General features: G+C 70.7%; 18 protein-coding genes. 13 read left to right on the top strand and 5 right to left on the bottom strand.

The window, feature by feature from the left end:
* Nucleotides 1–135: 135 nt before the first annotated feature.
* The 6 genes from LAO51_14490 (at nt 136) to LAO51_14465 (ending at nt 4,454) form a co-directional block, all read left to right on the top strand.
* On the top strand, nt 136–1,701 hold the full coding sequence (locus tag LAO51_14490; GenBank protein MBZ5639952.1) for a citrate lyase subunit alpha: 1,566 nt from the start codon (nt 136–138) through the stop codon (nt 1,699–1,701).
* Nucleotides 1,702–1,768: 67 nt separating this feature from the next.
* Nucleotides 1,769–2,281: an RNA polymerase sigma factor gene (locus LAO51_14485; GenBank protein MBZ5639951.1), complete on the top strand. Its 513-nt coding sequence runs from the start codon at nt 1,769–1,771 to the stop codon at nt 2,279–2,281.
* Nucleotides 2,278–2,805, top strand: a complete 528-nt coding sequence (locus tag LAO51_14480) for a zf-HC2 domain-containing protein (GenBank protein MBZ5639950.1) — start codon at nt 2,278–2,280, stop codon at nt 2,803–2,805. The genes LAO51_14485 and LAO51_14480 overlap by 4 nt, the downstream gene beginning before the upstream one ends.
* Nucleotides 2,802–3,437 carry a DUF4252 domain-containing protein gene (locus LAO51_14475; GenBank protein MBZ5639949.1) on the top strand — a complete coding sequence of 212 codons (636 nt, stop codon included), beginning with the start codon at nt 2,802–2,804 and terminating at the stop codon, nt 3,435–3,437. The genes LAO51_14480 and LAO51_14475 overlap by 4 nt, the downstream gene beginning before the upstream one ends.
* Nucleotides 3,434–3,979 (top strand): DUF4252 domain-containing protein, encoded by a 546-nt coding sequence (locus LAO51_14470; GenBank protein ID MBZ5639948.1) that lies wholly within the window; start codon nt 3,434–3,436, stop codon nt 3,977–3,979. The genes LAO51_14475 and LAO51_14470 overlap by 4 nt, the downstream gene beginning before the upstream one ends.
* A gap of 103 nt (nt 3,980–4,082) precedes the next feature.
* Nucleotides 4,083–4,454 carry a helix-hairpin-helix domain-containing protein gene (locus LAO51_14465; GenBank protein ID MBZ5639947.1) on the top strand — a complete coding sequence of 124 codons (372 nt, stop codon included), beginning with the start codon at nt 4,083–4,085 and terminating at the stop codon, nt 4,452–4,454.
* A 1,092-nt stretch (nt 4,455–5,546) separates the two neighbouring features.
* On the opposite strand, the gene LAO51_14460 is transcribed toward LAO51_14465, so the two are convergent.
* Together LAO51_14460 and LAO51_14455 are read right to left on the bottom strand one after the other, a co-directional pair.
* Nucleotides 5,547–6,764, bottom strand: coding sequence for an ATP-dependent 6-phosphofructokinase (locus tag LAO51_14460; protein MBZ5639946.1), 1,218 nt, complete (start codon nt 6,762–6,764; stop codon nt 5,547–5,549).
* The gene (locus tag LAO51_14455; GenBank protein MBZ5639945.1) at nt 6,734–8,899 is read right to left on the bottom strand and encodes a hypothetical protein; all 2,166 of its coding nucleotides are present in this window, start codon (nt 8,897–8,899) and stop codon (nt 6,734–6,736) included. Before LAO51_14455 ends, LAO51_14460 begins: the two co-directional genes overlap by 31 nt.
* Before the next feature lie 130 nt (nt 8,900–9,029).
* Between LAO51_14455 and LAO51_14450 the strand changes: the two genes are divergently transcribed.
* Genes LAO51_14450 through LAO51_14440 form a run of 3 tightly spaced genes read left to right on the top strand, consistent with a single transcriptional unit; the run spans nt 9,030 to nt 12,495 of the window.
* Entirely contained in the window at nt 9,030–10,340 is a 1,311-nt protein-coding gene (locus LAO51_14450) for a hypothetical protein (protein ID MBZ5639944.1), read from the top strand.
* A gap of 37 nt (nt 10,341–10,377) precedes the next feature.
* Nucleotides 10,378–11,733 carry a saccharopine dehydrogenase NADP-binding domain-containing protein gene (locus LAO51_14445; protein MBZ5639943.1) on the top strand — a complete coding sequence of 452 codons (1,356 nt, stop codon included), beginning with the start codon at nt 10,378–10,380 and terminating at the stop codon, nt 11,731–11,733.
* A gap of 60 nt (nt 11,734–11,793) precedes the next feature.
* Nucleotides 11,794–12,495 carry a rhomboid family intramembrane serine protease gene (locus LAO51_14440; protein MBZ5639942.1) on the top strand — a complete coding sequence of 234 codons (702 nt, stop codon included), beginning with the start codon at nt 11,794–11,796 and terminating at the stop codon, nt 12,493–12,495.
* Nucleotides 12,496–12,525: 30 nt separating this feature from the next.
* Here the strand turns inward: LAO51_14440 and LAO51_14435 are convergent, their stop codons facing one another.
* The gene (locus tag LAO51_14435) at nt 12,526–13,281 is read right to left on the bottom strand and encodes a hypothetical protein (GenBank protein ID MBZ5639941.1); all 756 of its coding nucleotides are present in this window, start codon (nt 13,279–13,281) and stop codon (nt 12,526–12,528) included.
* Nucleotides 13,282–13,461: 180 nt separating this feature from the next.
* On the opposite strand from LAO51_14435, the gene LAO51_14430 reads away from it, so the two are divergent.
* A complete protein-coding gene (locus LAO51_14430) occupies nt 13,462–15,735 on the top strand; it encodes an acetate--CoA ligase family protein (protein ID MBZ5639940.1) in 2,274 nt (757 codons plus the stop codon).
* 83 nt (nt 15,736–15,818) lie between these two features.
* On the opposite strand, the gene LAO51_14425 is transcribed toward LAO51_14430, so the two are convergent.
* The gene (locus tag LAO51_14425) at nt 15,819–16,157 is read right to left on the bottom strand and encodes an RNA-binding protein (GenBank protein MBZ5639939.1); all 339 of its coding nucleotides are present in this window, start codon (nt 16,155–16,157) and stop codon (nt 15,819–15,821) included.
* A 321-nt stretch (nt 16,158–16,478) separates the two neighbouring features.
* Between LAO51_14425 and LAO51_14420 the strand changes: the two genes are divergently transcribed.
* From LAO51_14420 to ppk1, 3 genes are all read left to right on the top strand, one after another.
* A complete protein-coding gene (locus LAO51_14420) occupies nt 16,479–16,721 on the top strand; it encodes a hypothetical protein (protein MBZ5639938.1) in 243 nt (80 codons plus the stop codon).
* 70 nt (nt 16,722–16,791) lie between these two features.
* Nucleotides 16,792–19,689, top strand: a complete 2,898-nt coding sequence (locus tag LAO51_14415) for a DEAD/DEAH box helicase (protein ID MBZ5639937.1) — start codon at nt 16,792–16,794, stop codon at nt 19,687–19,689.
* A gap of 57 nt (nt 19,690–19,746) precedes the next feature.
* Nucleotides 19,747–21,855: a polyphosphate kinase 1 gene (ppk1, locus tag LAO51_14410; protein MBZ5639936.1), complete on the top strand. Its 2,109-nt coding sequence runs from the start codon at nt 19,747–19,749 to the stop codon at nt 21,853–21,855.
* Between the two features lie 3 nt (nt 21,856–21,858).
* On the opposite strand, the gene LAO51_14405 is transcribed toward ppk1, so the two are convergent.
* Complete coding sequence (locus LAO51_14405; GenBank protein ID MBZ5639935.1) at nt 21,859–22,725, bottom strand: hypothetical protein; 867 nt, start codon at nt 22,723–22,725, stop codon at nt 21,859–21,861.
* Nucleotides 22,726–22,876 lie beyond the last annotated feature (151 nt).

Genomic DNA, 22,876 nt, shown 5'->3' with positions numbered 1-22,876 from the left:
CGCGGGAGAGAAGGGGCTCGGCGTCGTCAGCCTCGGCTCGAAGATGATCGACCCCCCGGTGGTCGAGCGCGCTCGCCGCCTCGTGGAGCGCGCCAGGAGGATGGGGCTCGTCCCGGCCCCGGAGGAGCAGGCCCGATGAACGCCAGGGTGGAGATGATCGTCAACGCCGCGGGGCGAAGGGTCCTTGCCAGCGTCAATGGGCGCGGCCAGGCTGCGTTCGAGGGGATCGGTCGGCACGCGCCGGACGGGCGGAAGGCCGCCCCTCCGATCCGGACGTGCGCCGACTACCCCGCGGATGGGGACAAGCGCGTTCCCGACCTCGAGACCGCCCTCCTGAGATGCGGCCTCAGGGACGGAATGACGATCTCGAGCCACCACCATCTCAGGAACGGCGATCGGATCGCTCTCGAGGCGCTCGAGACCGCGGAGCGCATGGGGGTGAGGGATCTGATGTGGTTCCCGAGCGCGTCCTTCCCCTGCCAGGAGCCGGTGATGGGCCTGATGGACCGCGGCGCGGTCCACCACATCGAGGGCTCGATGAACGGTCCCTTGGGCGAGTACTGCTCACGCGGGAAGATGCGCGGCTTGGGTGTGCTGCGCTCCCACGGCGGGCGCTTCCAGGCGATCCAGGACGGCGAGGTTCATATCGACATCGCGGTGATCGCCGCGCCGACCGCGGACCCTTTCGGCAACGCCGACGGCTCCCACGGGAGGTCCGCGTGCGGCTCCCTCGGGTTCGCCCTCGCCGATTCGCTGTACGCGGACCGCGTCGTCGTGGTCACCGACAACCTCGTGCCGTTCCCCTGCGTCCCCTGGCAGATCCAGGGGAACAACGTCGACTTCGTGGTCGAGGTCCCCACGATCGGCGACCCATCGAAGATCGTCTCCGGCACCACCGAGATCACGAAGAGCCCGGATCGGCTGCTGATCGCCGAGTACGTCGCGCGATTCCTCCGGGACGCGGGAATCATGAGAGACGGGTTCTCGTTCCAGGCGGGCGCCGGCGGGATCGCCCTCGCCTTCGTGATGTTCCTCCGCGGGATGATGAAGGATGCCGGGATCAAGGCCCGCTTCGTCCGAGGCGGCTCGACGAAGTACCTCGTGAAGCTCCTCGAGGACGGGCTGACGGACTACATCCTCGACGGCCAGACCTTCGACCTCGACGGCGTCCGCTCCATCGGCTCCGACCCGCGCCACGTCGCCACCTCGCCGTTCACTTCTTACAATTACAACGGCAAGGGGAACTTCGCCTCGATGGTGGACGCCGTGGTCCTGGGCGCCACCGAGGTGGACGTGAGGTTCAACGCCAATGTCGTGACCCACTCGGACGGCCGGCTCCTCCACGGGATCGGCGGCTGGCAGAACTGCCTGTTCGCCGGGTGCACCATCTTGGCCGTCCCTTCGTTTCGCGACCGGATCCCCGTGATCGTGGACGAGGTCACGACGCTGGTCGGCCCTGGCGAGCTGATCGACGTGATCGTCACCGAGCGAGGCATCGCGATCAACCCCAGGCGGCAGGACCTCCTGGACGCGGTCAAGGGCTCCTCGCTTCCGATCAAGCCGATCGAGCGGATCAAGGACGAGGTGGAGCGGATCTGCGGCGGCGCCGCGGCCAAGCCCCGGTTCGTGGACCAGCCGGTCGCCGTGGTGAAGTGGGTGGACGGGACGGTCCTCGACACGGTGTGGCGGATCCCGGAGTAGCCGTTCTCCGCGGCGCCGCCTGAATCCTGCAACTTTCCCGCCGCGGTCCCCGTTCTAGGTAGGGAGCATGACGGATGAGGGATTCGAGCGCGCCGTGCGGGAGCACCGGAACCGGGTGCACAGCCACGCCGTCTGGCTGCTCAGGGACGGCGAGGAGGCCCGGGACGTGTCCCAGGAGGCGTTGGTGAGGCTCTGGCGGCACCGGAGCGACGTGCCCGACGCGGCCGCGCGAAGCTGGCTGCTCCGGACGACGCACCGTCTCTGTCTCGACCGCCACCGGCGCACTGCGGCGCGACCCGAGGTCGCCGAGGACGATTCCCAGGAAGCCCAACGGGCCGACCCCGCGCCCGACCCCGAGCGGGCCGCGGCTTCCTCCCGGCTGGGAGGCGTCCTGGCGGGCGCGCTCGAGCGCCTCGCCCCTCGAGACCGGGCGATTGTCCTGCTCCGCGAGGTCGAGGACCTACCCTACGACGAGATCGCCGAAGCTCTGGGTATCCCGCTCGGCACCGTCAAGGCCGCCCTCCACCGGGCGCGCGAGCGGCTGCGCGTGACCCTTCTGCGTGCGGGGGTGCACCCGTGAGCGCGTGCGCTGCCGTCCGCCCGCTCCTCGACGAGCGCCTGGATGGCGAGCTGTCCGCGGAACGCGCCGCCGCGCTCGAGGTTCACCTCGCCGCGTGCGGCGAGTGCCGGGCCGTCGCCGAAGGGCTGGCGGCGGTGAGGACCACCCTTCGCGCGCTTCCCGAGCATCCCCTGCCCCCCGAGGCGCTCGAGGCCGTCCTCGACCGCACGGTACGCCGGAGCCGTTTCCGGGGTCTTCCGCGCTTCTCTGCCGCCTGGCCGGCATGGGCGGGCGCCGCCGCGGTCGTCATCCTCGCCTTGCTTCTCCTCGGGGGACCGCTGGCGCCCACGCAAACCGGCCGGCCATCCGCCGACGAGGTGGCAAGGGGCAGGGACGACGCGCGCCGGGTGCTGTCCCTCGCCTCCCGGGCGCTTCACCGGGCGGAGCGCGCGGCGTGCGATACGGTCGTCGCCGGAGAGGTCGCACCGGCGCTGCGTCGCGTCCCGATTCGATGGGCCCCAAGGCCCGAGCCGAGGAGACCATGATCCAGCAGCGGATGGTCCCGTTCGCTCTCGCGCTGCTCTCCGTACTGCTCGTCGCGGGGCCGCCGACCCCGGCCGCGGAACGGGAAGAGTCCCGCCTGCGCGGGTTCGTGGACGGTTCGGCGTTCCTGAGCCTCGAGAGCGAGGACTCCGAGGTGGTCGAGATCCACATCGGCCCCACGCTGCTCGGCGCGATCGCCGGCGCCGCCAAGGACGACGGGGACGCGGCCGCGATCCTCCACGGGCTCCGGTCCGTGTCGGCGTACATCGTGGGGCTCGGCAAAGACGCCGAGCGGACGGCGAAGGCGACGAAGCTGTTCCGGGAGATCGAGGAGCGGCTCGTGCGCGAGGGATGGGAGCGGCTCGCCCGCGTCCGGCAGAAGGGGGACCGCGTGAACGTGTTCGTCCTCGGGAGCGGCAAGACCGTGGACGGCCTCGTGGTGCTCGTGTTCGACCGCGACGAGGGGCAGGTGGTGTTCGCGAACCTCGCCGGGTCCCTCGACCTCGCGAAGCTCGACCGGCTCCACGAGACCCTCGACGTCCCGGGGCTCGACGAGCTGAGCAACGAGGGGAAGGGGGACCGAAAGAAGGATCCCGAGCGCCGGCACGAGCAAGACGCTGGGGACAAGCCGTGACCTTCCCGAACGCCCTGCGCGGCGCGCTGGCGGTCGCCCTGCTCGCGGCCGCATCGGGCTGCGTCGCTTATCGGGGCCCCCGCGGAGTCGAGGCGGCCCTCGAGGCCCAGATGGGGGTCGAGCTCCATCGGGAGTTCGGCCTCAAGCTCGGCTGGGCTTCGACGAAGTTCACGGGCGCGCTCGTGGCGCACGACGGCGACGACGACGCGCTCGCCATCAAGGACCTCACGGGGCTGGGCGTCGCGGTGTTCTCCGTGCCCCGGGGCGCGGGCCGGCGAACGAGGCTGGATCCCGACCGCCTCCACCTCGGAGGGTTCGCGACCGTCGTGAACGTCCGCGACCGCGACGGACAGGTCCTCCTCCTGGCGAAGTCGCGGCGGGGGACGATCCGAGAAATCGTCTTCCTGGCTTGCGACGACGACGAGGTCGTGGTGGCCCGTCTGCGCGGGGACCTCGACCGGCTCGTGGAGCGTGTGATGCAGGCGGCCGACGACGACGGCGTGCGGGGCGCTCGGCGGGCGGTTCCCGTCGCGGCGCGGTGAGTGACGGAGCGGATGTGGAACAACCGCGATCCAATTGTGCTAGAACATCCCCGGTGGCCCTCCCCCGACCGACGGAGGGTCGCGCCGCTCAAGGAGGCCCACGATGAGGAGATCGGCTGCAGCGCTCGGGATCGTCGTGCTCGCGTCCGCCGTCCTGGCCGTCGGACTTCTCGGGTCCGTTCCGGCCGCGGAGAAGATGGTACCCGCGGGCACCACGCCCCCCACCGCTACCATGACGAAGTCGCCCACCCCGCCGAAGGCGGCGAAGGTCGAGCCGCTGGATCTGAACAGCGCCACCAGGGAGCAGCTCATGCTCCTGCCGGGCATCGGCGACGCGTACGCCCAGAAGATCATCGACGGGCGGCCCTACAAGGCGAAGAACGACCTGACAAGGCGGAAGATCCTGCCGGAGCAGGTGTACGCGAAGATCGTGAGCCGCGTGATCGCCAAGCAGGCCGTCGCCCCGAAGAAGTAGCCTCGGCTGCGGACCGGTCCGAGCCGCCTGGCCGGCGCCCGACGAGTCGTGCCGCGGCCATCCCGCCGCACCTCCGCCGTAGGCGTGCAGGTAATGGTGCACGGCGCAGCCCAGGAAGTGGGGCTGCCCTCGCGCCGCCGCTCCGATCCGCGCGGCGAGATCGACGAGTCCCCGCTCGCCTTCCTCGTACAGCGTCTCCCCCGGAAGGAGCGAGCCGCCGCGCGGGTCCGGCGGTGACGTCTCGAGCAGCGCCTCGACGGCGCCGTACCGGACCTCGTTGGAGATGTCGTCCCAGGCGTGGCCGTGGCCGGGGCCCTCGCGGTCGGATCCGTCGACGTAGTCCATCAGGGTGACGAAGTCGACGCGATCCTGCACGTGCTGGATGAGCACCTTGTCCCCGCTCCCGTCGCCAAGCCGATAGCTCTCCTCCGCGTCGTCACGATCCAGCCAGGTGGGGAGCGTCACCGCCAGCGCGTGCCGCGGACCCGCGCCGTCGAGGCACCTGCGGACGCGGTCGAGCAGTCCCAGGTATTCCCGGGCCAGCCTCCGGTTCCGTCGGTCGTGGAGCAGCCCGCCCCGGCCCGACCGCCAGACCGGGCGGCGGCGGAGCAGGAGGTCGCGGCTCCGAGCGCCATGGGGCTCGACGTCCAGTTGCACGCCGGCGAAGCGCGCCTCGCCTCCCGCGGCGTCGAATTCGAGGATCCTCCGCACCCACGCGAGGACCGCCTCGTGATCGCACCTGCGGTGGAAGCGGAACGGCCGGATCCACGCGTCCTGGATCGCCCCGACGGGGACCGCGTAAACGTCGATCCCGCGGGCCCTCGCGTCCGCCAGGAAGGACCTCAGCGACGGCTCGCTCCATGCCCCAGGATCGGCGAGGAAGTAGAGCCGCCGGATGTCGAGCGGGCCGCTCCGGCAGAGGCCCAGCAGGCGATCCTGCGCTTCGGCGTCGGACACGCCCTCGTCGAGCCGCCCATTCGTCATCCCGACCGCCTCGTCCCAGACGTACATGCCATCGGCGGCGAGCGTCGCGCTCGCGGCGAGCCAGGGAAGGAGCGCGACGGAAAGACGGCTCAAGACGGCGCCCAGGTCTCAGAGGTCGCCGAAACAGGTCCCGACGAGGCGCGCGGCGGCGACCCACGCATGGTCCGGGGGAACGATCTTCCGCTCCCGGGCCACCTTCTCGAGCGAAACCGGCTCGCAGCGGCCCCCGCGGACCGCGACCATCACGTTGTAGACCCCTTCGGACAGCAGTTCGGCCGCCTTCGTCCCCAGCCGCGTGCACAGGAGCCGGTCGGCGGCCGTCGGCGTCCCACCGCGCTGGACGTGCCCCAGCGACGTCACGCGCGCCTCGGTCCCGGTGATCCGCTGGAGCTGCCTCGCGAGCCGGCTCGCCATCGGCTCCCGCACCATGGTCGGCGCCTCGAGGTCGCCGCCGGCGGGATCGTCGCGGACGTCGCTCGCCTCGCGGCGGGCAAGGGGCCGGCGCGCCGGCTTGGCGGGCTTCTTCCCCTTCCCGCGGGCCTTCTCGCCGCGCTCCGACTCGGCCAGCGCCTCCTGGCGGGTCCGGGCCCCTTCGGCCGCGACGATGATGGAGAATCGTTTCCCGCCCCGGCGTCGCGCCTTGAGGTGCTCGGCGACCACCTCGAGGTCGTACGGGATCTCGGGGATCAGGATCACGTCCGCACCGCCTGCGATCCCCGCGCCGAGGGCGAGCCAGCCGGCGTTGTGCCCCATGACCTCGCAGACGATCAACCGGTTGTGGCTCGTCGCGGTCGAGTGCAGGCGGTCGATCGCCTCGGTCGCGATCGCCATCGCCGTGTCGAAGCCGAACGAGACGTCGGTCTCCGCCACGTCGTTGTCGATGGTCTTGGGCAGCGTCAAGACGCTCATGCCCGCGGCCTCGTGAAGGTGCAACGCGTTCTTCTGGGTCCCGCGTCCGCCCAGGCAGACGAGAGCGTCGATCCCGAGCCGTTTCGCGTTGGCCGCGACGGTCTCGGTCATGTCCAGCACCTTGCCGCCCATCGGCATCCGGTGCGGCCGGTCCCGGCTCGTGCCGAGGAGCGTTCCGCCGAGGGTCAGGATGCCGCTCACCGACCGCGAGTCCAGCGGGCGCGTCCGGTTCTCGACGAGCCCCCTGAAGCCGTCGAAGATCCCGATCACCTCGATGCCGTAGTGGTCGAGGGCGGGCTTCGCGACGCCTCGAATCGCCGCGTTGAGGCCCGGGCAGTCTCCGCCGGAAGTGAGGATCCCGATGCAGTGGGTCCGCGGCTTCTTTCTCACGCGTCGTCTCCTTCCCGCCGCGGCCATTGTAACCGGGACGACGACGGCCCCCGAGACGACGACGGCGGGTTGTCCGCGCTCGGTCCGCGTCGGGCCGAGCGCCGGCGCCGGCGCACGAGGAGGCCGGCGAGCCCGACCGGTGCGGCGAGCGCCGACACGAGCAGTCCCGCGATCCGTGCGGGGGTCCCGATCCCGTAGGTCAGCACGACCCGGTGGCTTCCCGGCGGGACGGCCACCGCCATGAACCCTCCGTCGTCCTCGGGGCGTCCGGCGTCCCTGCCGTCCACGCTGGCCCGCCAGCCGGGGAACCCCTGCTCCAGCACGACGAGCCGCCCGCCGGACTCCGGCGCGTCGACGCGCGCGTCGATGAGGCCCGGGCGGCGCGAGACCCGCGCTGGGCCGAGCGGGTCCGGGGGACGACCGGGGGCCGAGAGCTCGGCGTAGGGACGCGCGGCGAGGCGCAGCGGCTCGCTCCTTCGCTCGTCGAACATCAGCGAGACCCCCGCCCGAGCCACGACGGATGGGTCTCTCGCGAGCCAGTAGGTCCGGTACAGGACCGGGGTGACCCATTCCGGGTAGACGTAGTACAGCGCGTCGATTCCGGTCGAGTACGCGGTGGGGGGCAGCTTCAGATCCCAGGTGCGGAAGGGCTCTTCCCCCGGCGGCACCGCCACGGGAACCGGCTTCATGGAGGTCTCGAAGTGAGCCGGGTCGCCGGCGCGGGACGCCCAGTGGACGACCCCGTCATAGGAAGGAATCCGGTCTGCGGCGCCGGTGTACGGAGCGGCGTCCCACACGACCAGCGTGGCGAGCAGGGGAAGGAGCAGCGCCCGCGGCCAACGGCCGGCCTCACGGCAAAGACGGTCCGCCCCGACCCCCAGCGCGAGCGCCGCGAGAACGGACGCCGGCGTCAGGAAGCGCCACGGGAAGTAGAGCTGTGCGAACCCGGGCGCGCCGGCGAGCGCATGAGCGGCCGGAGCGGTCGAGAGCACGAGCGCGAACAGCGCCCCGGCGGAAAGCCCCACGGTCCCCGACCGGCGGGACCCAAAGGGCGCCGCGAGACCGGCGATGAGCAGCACGGCGCCGCCGTAGAAGGGCATGGGCTCTTGTCCTGAACCGGCCCCGGCGCGGTACGACTCCGGCAGGGAGATCCGGTATCGATCCCAGAGTCGCCGCTCGAACGGGGCCAGGGGGGCGAGGCCATGCTCTCCGTAGCGGAAGTAGCGGCTGGCAGCGCTCCGCTCGCCGACGCTCGTGTGGCCTCCCTCGAGGGCGGCAGGCAGCCACCACCACGCGGTGAGGAGCCCGGCGGCCGAGAGCGCGGCGGCGAGCGCGCCGAGACGACGGCCTCGGCGCCCCCGCGGCCGCTCGCCGGTCACCTCCTCCAGCGCGAGCGCGGGAGCGAGCGAGACCGCCAGGGTGAACAGCGAAGGCAGGTGCGTCAGGACGAGCCCCGCGGCCGAGGCCGCGAGGAACGCGGCGTGCCGGAGCCGGGCTTCGCGCGCGGTCCTGATCGCTGAAGCCGCCGCGAGCGGGAGGAACAGGAACGCGTTCTCCTCTACGAGCGCCCCTCGGTAGTCGAACACCGCGAGCCTCCAGGGGGCGAACGCGCCGGCGACCGCCGCGACGAGTGATCCCCGGCGCCCGGCGCCGAGAATGCGCGCGGCGGCAAGAAAGGAGAGCGCCGAGAGGACGTGCCCCTCCAAGAGCTCCAGCTTGAATGCTCCCATCGGGGCGAATCCGCCCAGGATCCCCGGGAGCGCCAGCAGGAAGTTGAGCGGCCCGTAGAACTGGAAGAGCGGCATCCCGGCGCCGAGATACGGGATCCAGAGCGGATACCAGGCGCCCGCCGAGATCGACCGCCCGTACGCCCAGATCCCCCAGAGGTGGTCGAGATCGTGGACGCGCGGCATGCCCGCACGCGCGAGCACGTGGCCCGACGCGGCTCCGGCGGCCGCCGCCGCGACCGCCACCGCGACCCCGCGCATCCTCGAGGGAGCGTAGAGCGCCAGCACCGCCGCCGCGGTCCCACCGACGAGCACCGCGGCCGAGGGAGCCTCGTGCACCGTACCCGACGTGGTCGCCGCCGCGACACCGGCCGCCGCCAGGAGGACGGCGGCCGGAACCAGGAGGAACGGCGGCCGGGACGTTCGAGACGGCATCGTTCGTGCCTCGCGAAGACGGCATTCTAGCCTCGTCGATATGTCGAGCGAATCACTCTTCAATCGCCCGGCTTCGGTCGGGCCAAATCGCGCCCGCCGCGCTACACTGTCCGACTTCACGGAGCCGCCGATGATCGGAATCCGCCGCGAGAACAAGAACCGCTGGGAGCGCAGGGTCCCCCTGACCCCGGACCACGTCGCGGTCCTGACCCAGGGACAGCACCTCAGGGTGTTCGTGGAGCCCTCGGAGATCAGGGCGTTCCCCGAGTGGGCCTACGAGGAGGCGGGGGCGTCCGTCACCGCCGATCTTGCTCCCTGCCGCGTGATCCTCGGGGTCAAGGAGGTTCCGGTCGAGCGGCTCGAAGCCGCCAAGGTCTACGCGTACTTCGCCCACGTGGCGAAGGGCCAGAGCCACAACATGCCGATGCTCCGGCGCCTGATGGAGCTGGGCTGCACCCTGGTCGATTACGAGAAGATCGCGGACGACCGTGGGCGCAGGCTGATCTTCTTCGGCCTGCAGGCGGGGCACTCCGGCATGATCGACACGCTCTGGGCGCTCGGCCGGAGGCTGCGGCACGAGGGGATCCGCCCGAACCCGTTCGACGACATCCATCAGGCGCTGGACTACGCGACGCTGGCCGAGGCGCAGACCGCGGTCTCGGCAGCCGGCGAGAGGATCCTCTCCGAAGGGCTCCCCGAGGTCATGACCCCCTTCGTCTGCGCGTTCACCGGGTACGGGAACACCTATCGCGGGGCCGCCGAAGTCTTCGATCTCTTGCCGTTCCGCGACATCGCTCCCGCGGAGGTGCCGGAGCTCGCCGGCAACCTTCCCCGGGACCGGCACGTCGTCTACAAGGCGGTGTTCCACGAGGAGCACACCGTGGAGCCCGCATCCCCCTGGGACCGGTTCGACCTCCAGGACTACTACGCCCATCCCGAGAAGTACCGCCCCACGTTCGCGCAGTTCCTCCCGCACGTCGCGGTGCTGGTGAACTGCGTCTACTGGGAGCCGAAGTACCCGCGCCTCGTCACGCTTCAGGCTCTCCGGGAGCTTTTCGGAGCGAAGGAGCCTCCGAGGCTCAAGATCATCGGGGACATCAGCTGCGACATCAGCGGCTCGGTGGAGTGCACGGTCCGGAGCACCGACTCCGGAGATCCCGTCTTCGTTTACGACCCCGTGACCGGACGCGACACGCTCGGTATCGCGGGGCGCGGCCCCGTGGTGCTCGCCGTGGACAACCTCCCCTGCGAGCTCCCCGTGGATGCGTCCCAGCACTTCGGCGACATGCTCCTCCCCTTCGTGCCCGCGCTCGCGCGCTGCCCGTGGGACGAGCCTCTGGAGCAGCTCCCGCTGCCGCCCGAGATCCTGCGCGCCGTGATCGTCCACCGCGGGAAGCTGGCGCCCTCCTACGTCTACCTCGAACGATACCTGGCCGCCTGACCTCGGCCGGCCGGATTCACTGAGGAGGAGATTCGCGATGAAGAACGTGCTGATCCTGGGAGCGGGGCTCGTGAGCCGACCGATCGTGCGCTACCTCCTGGAGCGGACCGATCGCCGCGTCGTCGTGGCGAGCCGTACCGTCAGCAAGGCCGAGGCGCTGGTCGGAGGTCATCCGCGGGGCAAGGCCGTTTCGGTGAACGTGGACAACGCCGCGCAGGTCGAGTCGCTGATCAAGGAGGCCGAGATCGTCGTGAGCCTCGTCCCGTACACCCATCACGTCGCGGTGGCGAAGATGGCGATCAAGCACGGCGCGCACGTCGTGACCACCTCCTACGTCTCCCCCGCGATGCGCGAGCTGGACAAGCCCGCGCGCAAGGCCGGCGTCGCGCTCCTGAACGAGATCGGCCTCGATCCGGGCATCGACCACATGTCCGCGATGCAGGTGATCCACGAGATCCGGAACTCGGGCGGCACCGTCACGCACTTCTCGAGCTGCTGTGGCGGCCTTCCCGCCCTCGAGGCGAACACGAACCCCTGGGGCTACAAGTTCTCGTGGAGCCCGCGGGGGGTCATCCTCGCGGGGCGCAACGACGCGAAGTTCCTCAGGAACGGGAAGGTCGTCGAGATCCCGGGCCCGAAGCTGTTCGCCAATCGCTGGCCTTACGGCGTCGAGGGGTTGGGGCTGTTCGTGATCTACCCGAACCGCGACTCGCTCCCGTACATCGAGACCTACGGTCTCGAGGGAGTTCAGAACATGTTCCGGGGGACCATCCGGTACCCCGGATGGTGCGAGACCCTGAAGGGAATCGCCGACCTCGGCCTCCTCGATCTCGTGGAGCGCGACGTCGCGCCGGGCACGACCTACGCTTCGTTCCTCTCGGGCTTCCTGCCGAAGGCGAAGTCCGGCTCCCTCGCGGAGCGGATCGCGGAGAAGATCGGGGTGACGCCCGACGATCCGATCCTCGCCCGCCTCGAATGGGCCGGGCTCCTGTCCGACCGCCCGATCCCGGAGAAGAAGGCCTCCCCTCTCGACGTACTGGCCAACCGGCTGCTGCGGATGATGCCGTACGCCCGCGGCGAGCGGGACATGATCATCCTGCGACACGAGTTCGTGTCCTCCTGGCCCGACCGCCCGTCGGCGCGCACGGTCTGCGTCCTCGTGGACTACGGCCAGCCTCACGGCGATTCGTCCATGGCGCGGACCGTTTCGCTCCCGGCGGCGATCGCCGTGCGGCTCATGCTCCAGAAGAAGATGGAGATCACCGGCGTGCACGTTCCCGTCACGCCGGAGATCTACGAGCCGGTCATGGCGGAGCTGGGGGCGGTGGGCATCCAGTTCAAGGAGACGAGCCACCTCCTTCTGCCCGGTCCGTTCGACGCCGCGAGGAGATAGATCGGACGCCGCGGGATTCGGGCGAGCGCCGGAGACCGGCGGCGCTAGACTGATCGCGGCATGTTCCCGATCCGCGACGACGTTCCGAGCCGCCACGCGCCGGTGATGACCGTGCTGCTCATCGGCGCGAACACCGCCGCGTTCTTGTTCGCGGCGACCCTCCCGCGGGACCAGGTCCGTGAGCTGTTCTATCTGATGGGGATCGTCCCCGCGCGGTTCGCGCACCCGACGTGGGCCGCGCGCGTCGGCTTCCCGCTGCACGACTACTGGCCGTTCTTCACCAGCATGTTCCTCCACGGGGGCTGGCTCCACCTCATCGGGAACATGTGGACGCTCTCTATCTTCGGGGACAACGTCGAGGACCGGATGGGGCCGTTCCGCTTCCTCGGGTTCTACCTCCTCTGCGGGATCGCGGCGGGAATCACCCACCTCCTGACGAACCCGAGCTCGACGGTTCCGACCGTGGGGGCGTCGGGGGCGATCGCGGGGGTCATGGGGGCCTACTTCATCCTGTATCCGCGGGCCCGAATCCTGATGCTGTTCCCCCTGTTCGTCTTCCCGCTCTTCTTCGAGATCCCGGCGTTCCTCTTCCTGGCGTACTGGTTCGTCGCGCAGGTCCTCTCGGGCAGCCTCGCCCTCGCCGGCCCCACCGAGGTCGGCGGCGTGGCCTGGTGGGCCCATGGGGGCGGCTTCCTCGCCGGCGCCGTGCTGTTCGGTGTGTTCCTCCGGCCGCGACGCGGCGCCGTCGTCCCGCCGATCTGAGCGTCGGGATCGGCAGGGCCGACGACCGATCTACGGGCAGGACGATCCCTGCCAGGTCCCCTGGCTCCCGTCGAAAGCGTAAGTCCCGGTGGCTGCGGAGCCGTCGATCGTCCCGGTCGCGATCGTCTGGCCATGGGACGTCACGGTCACGCTCGTGCCGCTCATCACGGTGCCCGAGAGCAGGAGCGGCGTGTTCTGGCCGTCGAGGGTGACCCCGGCCAGCGTGCTCCCCTCGACGACGAGATCGAAGGCCCCGGTCGCGCCGTCGGGAGCCCCGTTCTGAAGCTCGGTCCAGGTGCCGCACAGCACCCTCGCGACGCTCGAGCCGGAATCCGGCAGCACGACGAACTCCCAGTTCTTCCCCGCGCCGCTGGCCGTGCCTTCGATGTCACCGCCGGACAGCATCCCGGCGAGGTTGAAGGTTCCGCACGCTCCGCTCCCCTGAAGCGCAAGGCTCGACCCGTCGAAGGTGCCCGCCAGCGACACCGTGCAGCCGGAGAGCGTGAGCGTTCCGGTCGCGGACTCGGTCGCGGCCGCCAGCACCTTCATCGACGAGGAAGTCGCCCCGTAACCGCCCCCCCCGCCGCCGCTGGTGACGTTCACCCTGAGCGCACCGCCCGCTCCCGCGGGTCCCGAGATGGTCCCGAGGTAACTCGCAGTGGCGCCGCCGCCGCCCCCCCCACCGCCGTAGCCACCTCCGCAACCGACCGTCGCGACCGCCAGGCCGGCGACGGCCAGCACGGCGGCCCCGTAGATGCTCTTGCGCCGTAGGTTCACAGATTCCATGGCTCCGTCTCCTCGCGAAAGACCGCCCGCAAACCCTCCCGCCTCGCGGACCGTTCCGCAGGAGAGCTGCCGGCGTGTTCTTTGATGAGAGTCCTCAGGGCGGTCGGATGGTCCATGATGGTTGCCCCGGTGTAGAATCCCCGCCCCATTCGCTGACCCCCTTCGCCGAAGGGAGACCTCATGACGCCCGACGCCGCCGTCCCGACGACCGCCGCCCACCCGATCCTGGCCCTCGCCGAGAGCGAAGGCCGGTCGATCCTGCTGGAGCACGAGGTGTACGTCCTGCTGGGAGCGGCGGGGATCGCCGTCCCCGCCCACCGCCGGGTCGCCGGCCCGGACGGCGTGGACGCCGACCTGTGCGCTGCGCTGGAATCGGCGGAAGCGGTGGTCAAGGTCGTCTCGCCGCAGATCCTCCACAAGAGCGATGCCGGCGGCGTCCTCGTGGTCCGCAACGAGCCGGCGGCGGTACGCGACGCGGTGGCTTCCGTGCTCTCCGCCTCGACGACGGCGGCGCCTGCGGCCGACGTGCGTGGCGCGCTCGTGGCGCGGAAGATCCCGTTCCGCGCGGGGCTCGGCCGCGAGATCCTCGCGGGGTTTCGCCACGACCGGGCGTTCGGGCCGGTGGTCTTCGCCGGGGTCGGCGGCCTGGATACCGAATACCTCCTGCGCTCCCTCGCCGCGGGGACGGCGAGCGGCATGCGGTCCACGCTGGATCTCGACCTCGACGAGGCGCTCCGCATGGTCCGGGGGACCGTCGTCCACGCGGCGCTCTGCGGAGGGCTCAGGAGCGCGAAGCGCGGGGCCGTTGCCGAGACGGCTCTCGCGCGGCTCGTGCTCTCCCTCGGAGCGCTCGCGGACATCCTCGGCGGATTCGATCCTCCCGGCGGCCTCGGCCTCACCGAGCTCGAGGTCAACCCGTTCGTCGCCTCGGACGAAGACGGGCGGCTCGTCGCGCTCGACGGCCTCGCGCGGCTCCACCGCCCGGCCCCGCTACCCGCACCGCGCCCCGTCTCGAACCTGCGCAAGCTCCTGACCCCGGGGAGCGCGGTGGTGATCGGCGCTTCGGCGGATTCCGTCAATCCGGGCAGGATCATCCTCCGGAATCTGGTGGAGGGGGGCGGCGTGCCTCAGGACCGGATCTGGCCCATCCACCCGCACGCCGAGACGATCGAAGGCTGCCGCGCCTACTCGTCTCCCGCTTCATTGCCTGCGATCCCCGACATGGCCGTGGTGTCGGTCCCGGCGGACAAGGGGGCCGACCGGATCGTCGTGGACCTCGTGGACAACCACCGCGCGCACACGGTCACGCTCATCTCCGGCGGCTTCGCCGAGACGGAAGGGGGGAAGGACGCCGAGGCGCGGATGCGCGACGCCGTGGAACGATCGCACCTCAGGCCCGACGGCGGCGTCCTCGTGAACGGAGGAAACTGCCTCGGGATCATCTCGGTGCCGGGAGGGTACAACACGTTCTTCATCCCGCCCCACAAGCTTCCGATCCACGACGCGCCGGGGACGAACGTCGCGTGCATCAGCCAGTCCGGCGCCCACCTCGTGACCCAGATGTCGAACCTCGACCGCACGATTCGCGCGCGGTACCTGATCTCGTTCGGCAATCAGATCGACGTCACCGTGTCCGACTACCTCGAGTATCTCGAGGGCGATCCGGCGATCCAGGTCTTCGTGGTCTATCTCGAGGGGTTCCGGCGCGGGGACGGGCTGCGATTCCTCGCCGTCGCGCGGCGGATCGTTGCCGGCGGGCGGAAGGTCCTGCTCTACAAGGGAGGACGCACCCGAGAGGGGCAGGCGGCGGCCGCTTCGCACACCGCTTCGGTGGTGGGCGACTACGACGTTTGCCGCGAGATCGTCCGCTCGGCGGGGGTCGACGAGTGCCCGACGCTCGACCTCTTCGACGACTACACGATGACGTTCTCGTTCCTGGCGGGGCGGAAGCGCCGGGGGAAGCGCGTCGCGGTGATGTCCAACGCGGGATTCGAGTGCACGGCGGCCGCGGACAAGCTCTACGGAATGACCCTCGCCCGCTTCTCGCCGGAGACCGAACGACGCCTCCGCGGCCTCCTACCGGGGATCGTGGATGTCCACAACCCGATCGACGCCACGCCGGTGTGCCGGACGGAGCCGTACGTCGGTTGCGTCGAGGCGATCGCCGAGGACCCCTATGTTGACGCCCTGGTGGTGGCCGGGGTGCCGAACACGCCGGCGCTCGAAGACCTCGCCGCAGGCGAAGGGCACGGCGAGGACATCTCGCGTCCCCGGAGCCTTCCGTCGCGCCTCATCGAGGTGTTCCTCAGGTCGCCCAAGCCGATGACGTTCTCGGTGGATGCGGGTACGCTCTACGAACCGTTCGTCGCGATGATGAGAAGCGCGGGCCTCCCCTGTTTCCGGAAGGTCGACCGTGCGACGCGCGCCCTCGCCGCCTTCCTGGGCACGATCTAGGAGCCTGCGCTTCGGGCGCGGACGAAACGGGACGTCTTCGCTCGAAGGCGCCCCGGCGGGTCGTTCCGTGTCCCTCGGCCGGATCAGAAGCCGCCGCGGTACCCCCCGCGGTCGCCGCCACCGGCGCCCCTGCGGGCGCCGCCTCCCATCCCGCCGCCGGCACCGCCACCCACGCGTTCGCGCGCCTCGTTCACGGTCAGGGGCCGTCCTCCGAACTGGAAGCCGTTCAGCTCCCGGATGGCGCCGTCCGCGTCCTCCTGGCTGCCCATCTCGACGAAGCCGAAGCCTCGCGGACGTCCGGTCTCCCGATCCGTGACCAGCCGGACCTCGTTCACCGTCCGGCCGTTCTGCGCGAAGACGTCCCGGATCTGCTCCTCTCCGACGCTGAAGGGTAGGTTGCCGACGTACAGTCTCGTTCCCATGCTCTTGAACTCCTGTCGCTCCCTCGCCGGGGAGCTCCAACCCGGGTCCTGACCCCCGCCCCGATCCGACGGGTCCGGGTACCGTGCCTCGGCACGTCTCGGGCTTCGGCACGCCAAACTTCGTTTCTGCACGAGAGATTGCGGCCAGAACCTGGCGCTAACCTAGCTGGCGTGCCGTCCGGTGTCAAGCAACTCCACCGACGGCGAGTTGTGTGCCGGGAACCCCGAGGAGAGCCCGGTGACACGCGGTGGTGCGGGACGCCGGGAGCGCGCTATGATCCGTCGGTCATGGTCAACTTTCTGGGGGGGAGCGCCTTCTCGATGGCGAGGGACATCGCCGAGGGGTACCACCTCGTCACGGAGCGCACGTTCAAGACCATGTCCCGCGGCGAGGTGGAGCAGCTCGCGCTCGAGCTCGACCGCTGTCTACGAGAGATCCGGGGGGAGCAGCCCCCTCTGGACGACCTCGACCTCATCAAGAGCCGCAACCGCAGGATTCAACGCTTGAATCAGGCGTTCATGATCCTGCGGAGCTACCAGCAGAAGAGCCGCAAGGGGCCGTGAGCGCCGGGACGGCGGCTTCGCGGATCGAGAGCGCCGGACTCCACGGCGATCGCGGGGGAGTCGCGGTCCCGTGAAGGAGATCTTCGAAGCCGTCCGCGAGGCCAGCTCTCCCGAGTCGTGGTCGCGCGGCGTCGAGCTCGCGCGTGCGGGGGCCGTCCACCGCGAGCCTTCAGGAGAAGGCACGGTCCTCATCCGCGTGGTGACCCGCGGCGGAATCTACTGCCCGGCCGTCACGCTCTACCTCGAGGACGCCGACTGGGAGTGCTCGTGCGGAGCGCGGTCTCTGGCCTGCGCGCACGCGGCGGCCGCGGTGATCGCGCTCCGCCACGCCGGGGAGGAAGGGCTCGACGTCCCGGCGGCCGGCACGCGGGCGGGACGATTGAGCTACCGCTTCACGGGAACCGCCGGGGGGCTCGTGCTCGACCGGTTCATCGTCGTCGGGGACGAGGCCCACCCGCTGGAGGCGAGCCTGGCCTCGATCGCCGCCGGCCGCGCCGGAGGCCCGCGGTTCGCCGCCTCCCAGGCCGACCTAAGGGTGGAGATGGCGCTCGGCACCCACCACCGGGGTCCTGTGCCGAGATCGATCGTCGCGCGCCTGCTGGATGCGCTCTCGGGTTGCGCGGAGGTTCTCTGCGACGGCGAGCCCGTCCGCACCTCCGCCTCGCCGGTAGTTCCCGTCGCGACCCTCGACGAGCAGGGTGACGGCTTTAGGCTCTCCGTCGGTCGCGATCCGTCGGTCGCGGCGGTGTTCGCGAACGGGATCGCGCTGGCAGCCGGCGTGCTCCGACCCGTGGACGAGGCCCGCCTGACGGCACGCGAGCTCCACGAGCTGCCGCGGGGCAAGCAATTCGGCCCCGGCGACGTGGCCGAGCTGGTCACGGAGGTCCTCCCCTCTCTGAGGAAACGGGTCCCCGTCGAGATCCGGACCGACCGGCTGCCCCAGGGGACCGCGATGCCACCTCGAATCGCGTTCGATCTCACGCGGGAGGAACGGTCGCTTTCGGTGCTCGCGCTCCTCGTGTACGGCGATCCGCCGTGCGCACGCGTGGACGGGGGACGCCTCGTCCATCTCGGAGGCGCGGTGCCGATCCGGAACGAAGGGCAGGAGAAGAGGCTGCTCGCGACGCTCGGACGCGAGCTCGACCTCGCCCCGGGCGTCCGCGCACGGTTCGACGGCGAGGCGGCGGTGGCGTTCGCCGAGCGGCTCGCGGCGTGGGGCCCGGCGCCCAAGCGTCGCGAGCTCGAGTACTTCCGCCGCACGCCGCCTCTCGTCCCTCGGATCGGGACCGAAAGCGGGCGGGTCGACGTCGCGTTCGAGGTTCCCGGAGGAACCGGGCGGGCCGAAGCGGGTGCGGTGCTCCGCGCCTGGCGCGAGGGGGCGTCCCTCGTTCCGCTCGACGGCGGGGGGTTCTCGCCGCTTCCCCTCGACTGGCTCGCGAGATACGGGGAGAGGATCGCGGACCTCCTCGCCGCGCGGGACCCTCAAGGCGGGACTCCGCGATGCGCGCTCCCCGATCTCGCGCGGCTGTGCGACGACCTCGGCCAGCCACGACCTCCCGACTTCAAGCCGCTGTCCGCGCTCCTGGCCGGCTTCGCCGGCATCCCGGAATCGCCGCTCCCGCGCGACCTGACCGCCACGCTCCGCGCCTACCAGCGGCGCGGCATCGACTGGCTCGCGTTCCTGCGCGGCGCCGGCCTGGGCGCGCTCCTGGCCGACGACATGGGTCTCGGGAAGACGCTGCAAGCGCTGTGCGCGCTCGAGGGGAGGACGCTCGTCGTGGCGCCCACGAGCGTCCTCCACAATTGGGAGGAGGAGATCCGACGATTCCGTCCGGGCCTCAGCTCCGGCGTCTACCACGGCGAGCGACGAACCCTCGCGGCGCCGGCCGACGTCACCCTCACCACGTACGCGATCCTGCGACTCGACGCCGAGGCGCTCTCCCGAGAGGCGTGGGACACCGTGATTCTCGACGAGGCGCAGGCGATCAAGAACCCCGACAGCCTGGTGGCTCGGGCCGCGTTCGCATTGACCGCGCGATTCCGCATCGCGCTCACCGGCACCCCGGTCGAGAACCGGCTCGACGAGCTGTGGAGCCAGATCCACTTCCTGAACCGCGGCCTCCTGGGCGGGCGCGACGACTTCGAGGCACGCTACGCGCGCCCCGTGGCGGCGGGCGCGCCCGGGGCGGCGGCGCGGCTCAGGGAGCGGATCCGGCCGTTCGTGCTGCGGCGGCTCAAGCAGGAGGTGGCGCCGGAGCTTCCGCCGCGGAGCGAGGCGGAGCTGCGCTGTCAGCTGTCCCCGCACGAGCGCGAGGTCTACGACACGGTCCGTGCCGCGACGCTCCCCGAGGTCGTGGAGCGGCTGCACGCGGGCGGAGGCGTGCTCCAGGCGCTCGAAGCCCTCCTCCGGCTGCGGCAGGCGGCCTGCCATTCCGGTCTGATCCCGGGGCGCGAGGCGGAGACTTCGTCCAAGGTCGCCCTCCTGCTCGAAGCGCTCGACGAGGTCGTCGCGGAGGGACACAAGGCGCTGGTGTTCTCCCAATGGACATCGCTCCTCGACCGGGTCGAGCCGCACCTAGGGGAGGCGGGGATCGCGTTCGTGCGGCTCGACGGGTCGACGCGCGACCGCGCGGAGGTGGTCGCGCGTTTCCAGGACGACGCCGGGCCTCCCGTGATGCTCGTGTCGCTCAAGGCGGGAGGGACCGGGCTCAATCTCACCGCGGCCGACCACGTCTTCCTTCTCGATCCCTGGTGGAATCCCGCGGTCGAGGACCAGGCGGCGGACCGAGCTCACAGGATCGGCCAGGAGCGGCCGGTCATGGTCTACCGACTCATCGCCGAGGACACGGTCGAGGAGCGGATCCAGGGGCTGAAGGGGCGGAAGCGAGCGCTGGCCGACGCCGCCCTCGGCGAAGCCGACCGTGCGGCCGGCCTCACGCGCGAGGACCTGTTGGCGCTCCTCGAGTGACGCCCCGGCGGCGTATGCTTGGGGTCCCGTTCCCCTTGCGCAGGGAGAGGTTACGACGTGTCCCAAGAGCCGTCCCCACTGGAGTGGATCGATTCCCCGCAAGCCTACCTCAACCGCGAGCTGAGCTGGCTCTCCTTCGCCCGCCGCGTCCTCGCCCTCGTGGAGGACCGCGACATCCCGCTCCTCGAGCGCGTCAAGTTCGCCGGCATCATGGGCATGCTCCACGACGAGTTCTTCATGAAGCGGATGAGCGGGCTGAAGCGCCAGATCCAGAGGGGCTCGAAGAAGGCGTCGCTCGACGGTCTTTCGCCCCATCAGGAGTTCGCCGCCTGCCGGGAGGAGCTGCTTCGCCAGGCGGAGAAACTCGGCCGGGCCGTCCGCGAGGAGATCCTCCCCGGCCTCGCGGAGCACCGGCTTCCGATCCTCCCGTACGACGGACTCGAAGGGGGGCAGAAGGTTTTCCTCCGCGAGTACTTCCGCCTCTCCGTCCAACCGATCCTCACCCCGCTGGCGGTGGACGCGGAGCACCCGTTCCCGTTCATCAGCAACGTCGGGCTGAACCTGGCGGTGCTGCTCCCGGACGACGGCGATCGCGAGCGGTTCGTCCGGATCAAGATGCCCGGCAACCGGCCCCGGTGGGTGCCGCTCCCCGGCGGCGCGGGGTTCACCCCGCTCGAGCAGGTGATTGCCGCGAATCTCGACCTGATGTTCCCGTCCACACCGCCGAGGCGTATCCACGTCTTTAGGGTCACGAGGGGTGCCGAGGGAGACCGGCAGCGATCCCTGGACCTCGAGGACGAGGAGGAGCTTCGCGAGCCCGGGAGCATCGTCCGCCTGGTGTCCGACGAGCTGAAGGCCCGGCGATTCGCCGGGGTCGTCCGGCTCGAGCTGGATGCCGAGATGCCGCGGAAGATCGTCGGGTGGCTCTCGGCCCAGCTCAAGATCGAGCGGGACGACGTGTACCCGACGGAGGCGTTCCTCGGCATGTCCGACCTCCTGAGGCTCGATGCCCCGGGACACGACGAGCTGCGATTCCCGCGACACGTGCCGGTCACGCACCCGCGCCTCCGCGGGCTCGACCCGCATTCGAGTGGCGCGATCTTCGAGGAGATCGCGCGGGGCGACATCCTGCTCCACCACCCCTACGACGACTTCGACACCGCGGTCCTGCGATTCCTCGAGTCCGCCGCGGCCGACCCCGACGTACTGGCGATCAAGCTGACCATCTACCGGACGAACGCCGACTCCCCGATCGTCCGCGCGCTGGCCGACGCGGCGCGGCGCGGAAAACAGGTGGCGGTGCTGGTGGAGATCACCGCGCGTTTCGACGAGGCGCCCAACATCGCCTGGGGGCAGTACCTCGAGAACGAGGGGGTCCACGTCTCCTACGGGGTCGAGCGGCTCAAGACCCACGTCAAGCTCGCGCTCGTCGTGCGGGAGGAGGCGGGGCGCATCCGCCGCTACGTCCACGTCGGGAGCGGCAACTACCACACCGGGACCGCGAGGATCTACGAGGACGTCGGGATCCTGACGTGCGATCCTCTGGTCTGCGAGGACGCCGCGGCGGTCTACAACGAGCTGACGGGAGCGATCCCGCCCGCAGGGTACCGCAAGCTCCTGCTCGCGCCGGCCGCGATGCGCAGGCGGTTCGTCGAGCTGATCCGGCGCGAGGCCGAGAACGCGGCCGCCGGGAAGCCCTCGGGGATCCACGCGAAGATGAACCAGCTCCAGGATCCGGAGATCATCCGGGAGCTCTACCGGGCGGGTCTCGCCGGAGTGCCGATCAAGCTCAACGTGCGCGGCCTCTGCTGCCTCAGACCGGGCGTCCCCGGCCTGTCGTTCGGCACTCGCGTTTTCGGGGTGGTCGGCCGATTCCTCGAGCACAGCCGGATCTACCGGTTCGAGAACGACGGCGCGCCCGAGTTCTTCATCGGCTCGGCGGACTGGATGAAGCGGAACCTCGACAACCGGGTCGAGACGGTCCTGCCCGTCGAGGACGACGCGGTGAAGCGCGAGCTGGACGCGATCCTCGAGGTCTACGAGCAGGACAACGCCTCGGCCTGGGACTGCGGCCCCGACGGGCTCTACCTCCGGCGGACCCCCCGGGACGGTGAGGAGCGGCGCGCCGCGCAGGAGGCGTTCATCTCGCGGGCCCGCGGGCGCTGACGATCACGGACAGGCCGAGGAGGCGGACCCGATGCCGGCGTCCCGAGCGGCGGCTCCGCTGACCCCTCCGTCGCCGAAGGTGCCCCGGCAGCTGCCCCGGGTCCCTCGCACCAGGTACCACGAGCCTCCGCCCGGCGAAGGGTCCGGCTCGTCGACCTCGAGCGACGTCGCGGTGAGGCCGCCGCCGAGGCAGCCGGACATCGAGGCCGCGTAATTGCCGCCGCTCGAGATCAGCGCCGCGAGACCGCCCTCGACGACTTCGTATCGGTCGGCGTTCGCCGAAGCGGTCCACGAGAGCGAGATTCCGGAGGGCCACCGATCGACCGTGAGCACGGGAGCGCCGACGAGGGGACAGGTCCCGCACGCGTCGAACTTGAACGCGCCGATCCGTGTCTGCCAGGAGTACGGGCTGTCGGCGGAGTAATACTCCTGCGTGTACCAGAACGTGCAGTCGTCGCTCGGGTCGATGTTCATCGAGCTGTAATCGCCCCAGCGCGACAGGTTGTTGCCGGTCTGCGAGCCGGTGCCCGCGATGAGGGTGGCTTCGCCCTGGCCCATCGTCCCGAGGGCGTCGGTCGTGAGCCGGCCGGTGTAGCGAATGCTCGGGTTGATCGTCGAGCTCGAGGTCGTGTAGCCCATCGCGATGTTGCCGACCTGGTCGAACGCCATGCTGCTCATCCAGCGGAACGACGCGTCGGGCGCGAACGTGCCCTGCTGGAAGATCGTGGGGGTGGCGCAGTTCGTGGCGGTGCAGGCACCGTTGAGGCGCAGCTCGTAGAACCGAACGCCGCCGCCGGTGCCGGCGGTGACCGCGTGCGAGATGAGCAGCGCTTCGTGATCTCCGAAATTCCGGTAGACGAGGCGGTTCATCGCGCGATCGGCGAAAAAAATGTCCCGACAATTGATGCTAGGATACCCAGTGCAGCGACCATCATTGGTAGTAGTACGAGATTTAATGTTTCCACTCCTTTGAACATCGCTATACCAACAACACCAACGGCCATCGGGGCGATGATTGACC

The sequence above is a fragment of the Terriglobia bacterium genome (assembly GCA_020073205.1).
GTDB lineage: Bacteria > Acidobacteriota > Polarisedimenticolia > Polarisedimenticolales > JAIQFR01 > JAIQFR01.
Note: the sequence above shows the minus strand (reverse complement) of the source record. Positions and strands in the feature narration are given on the sequence as shown.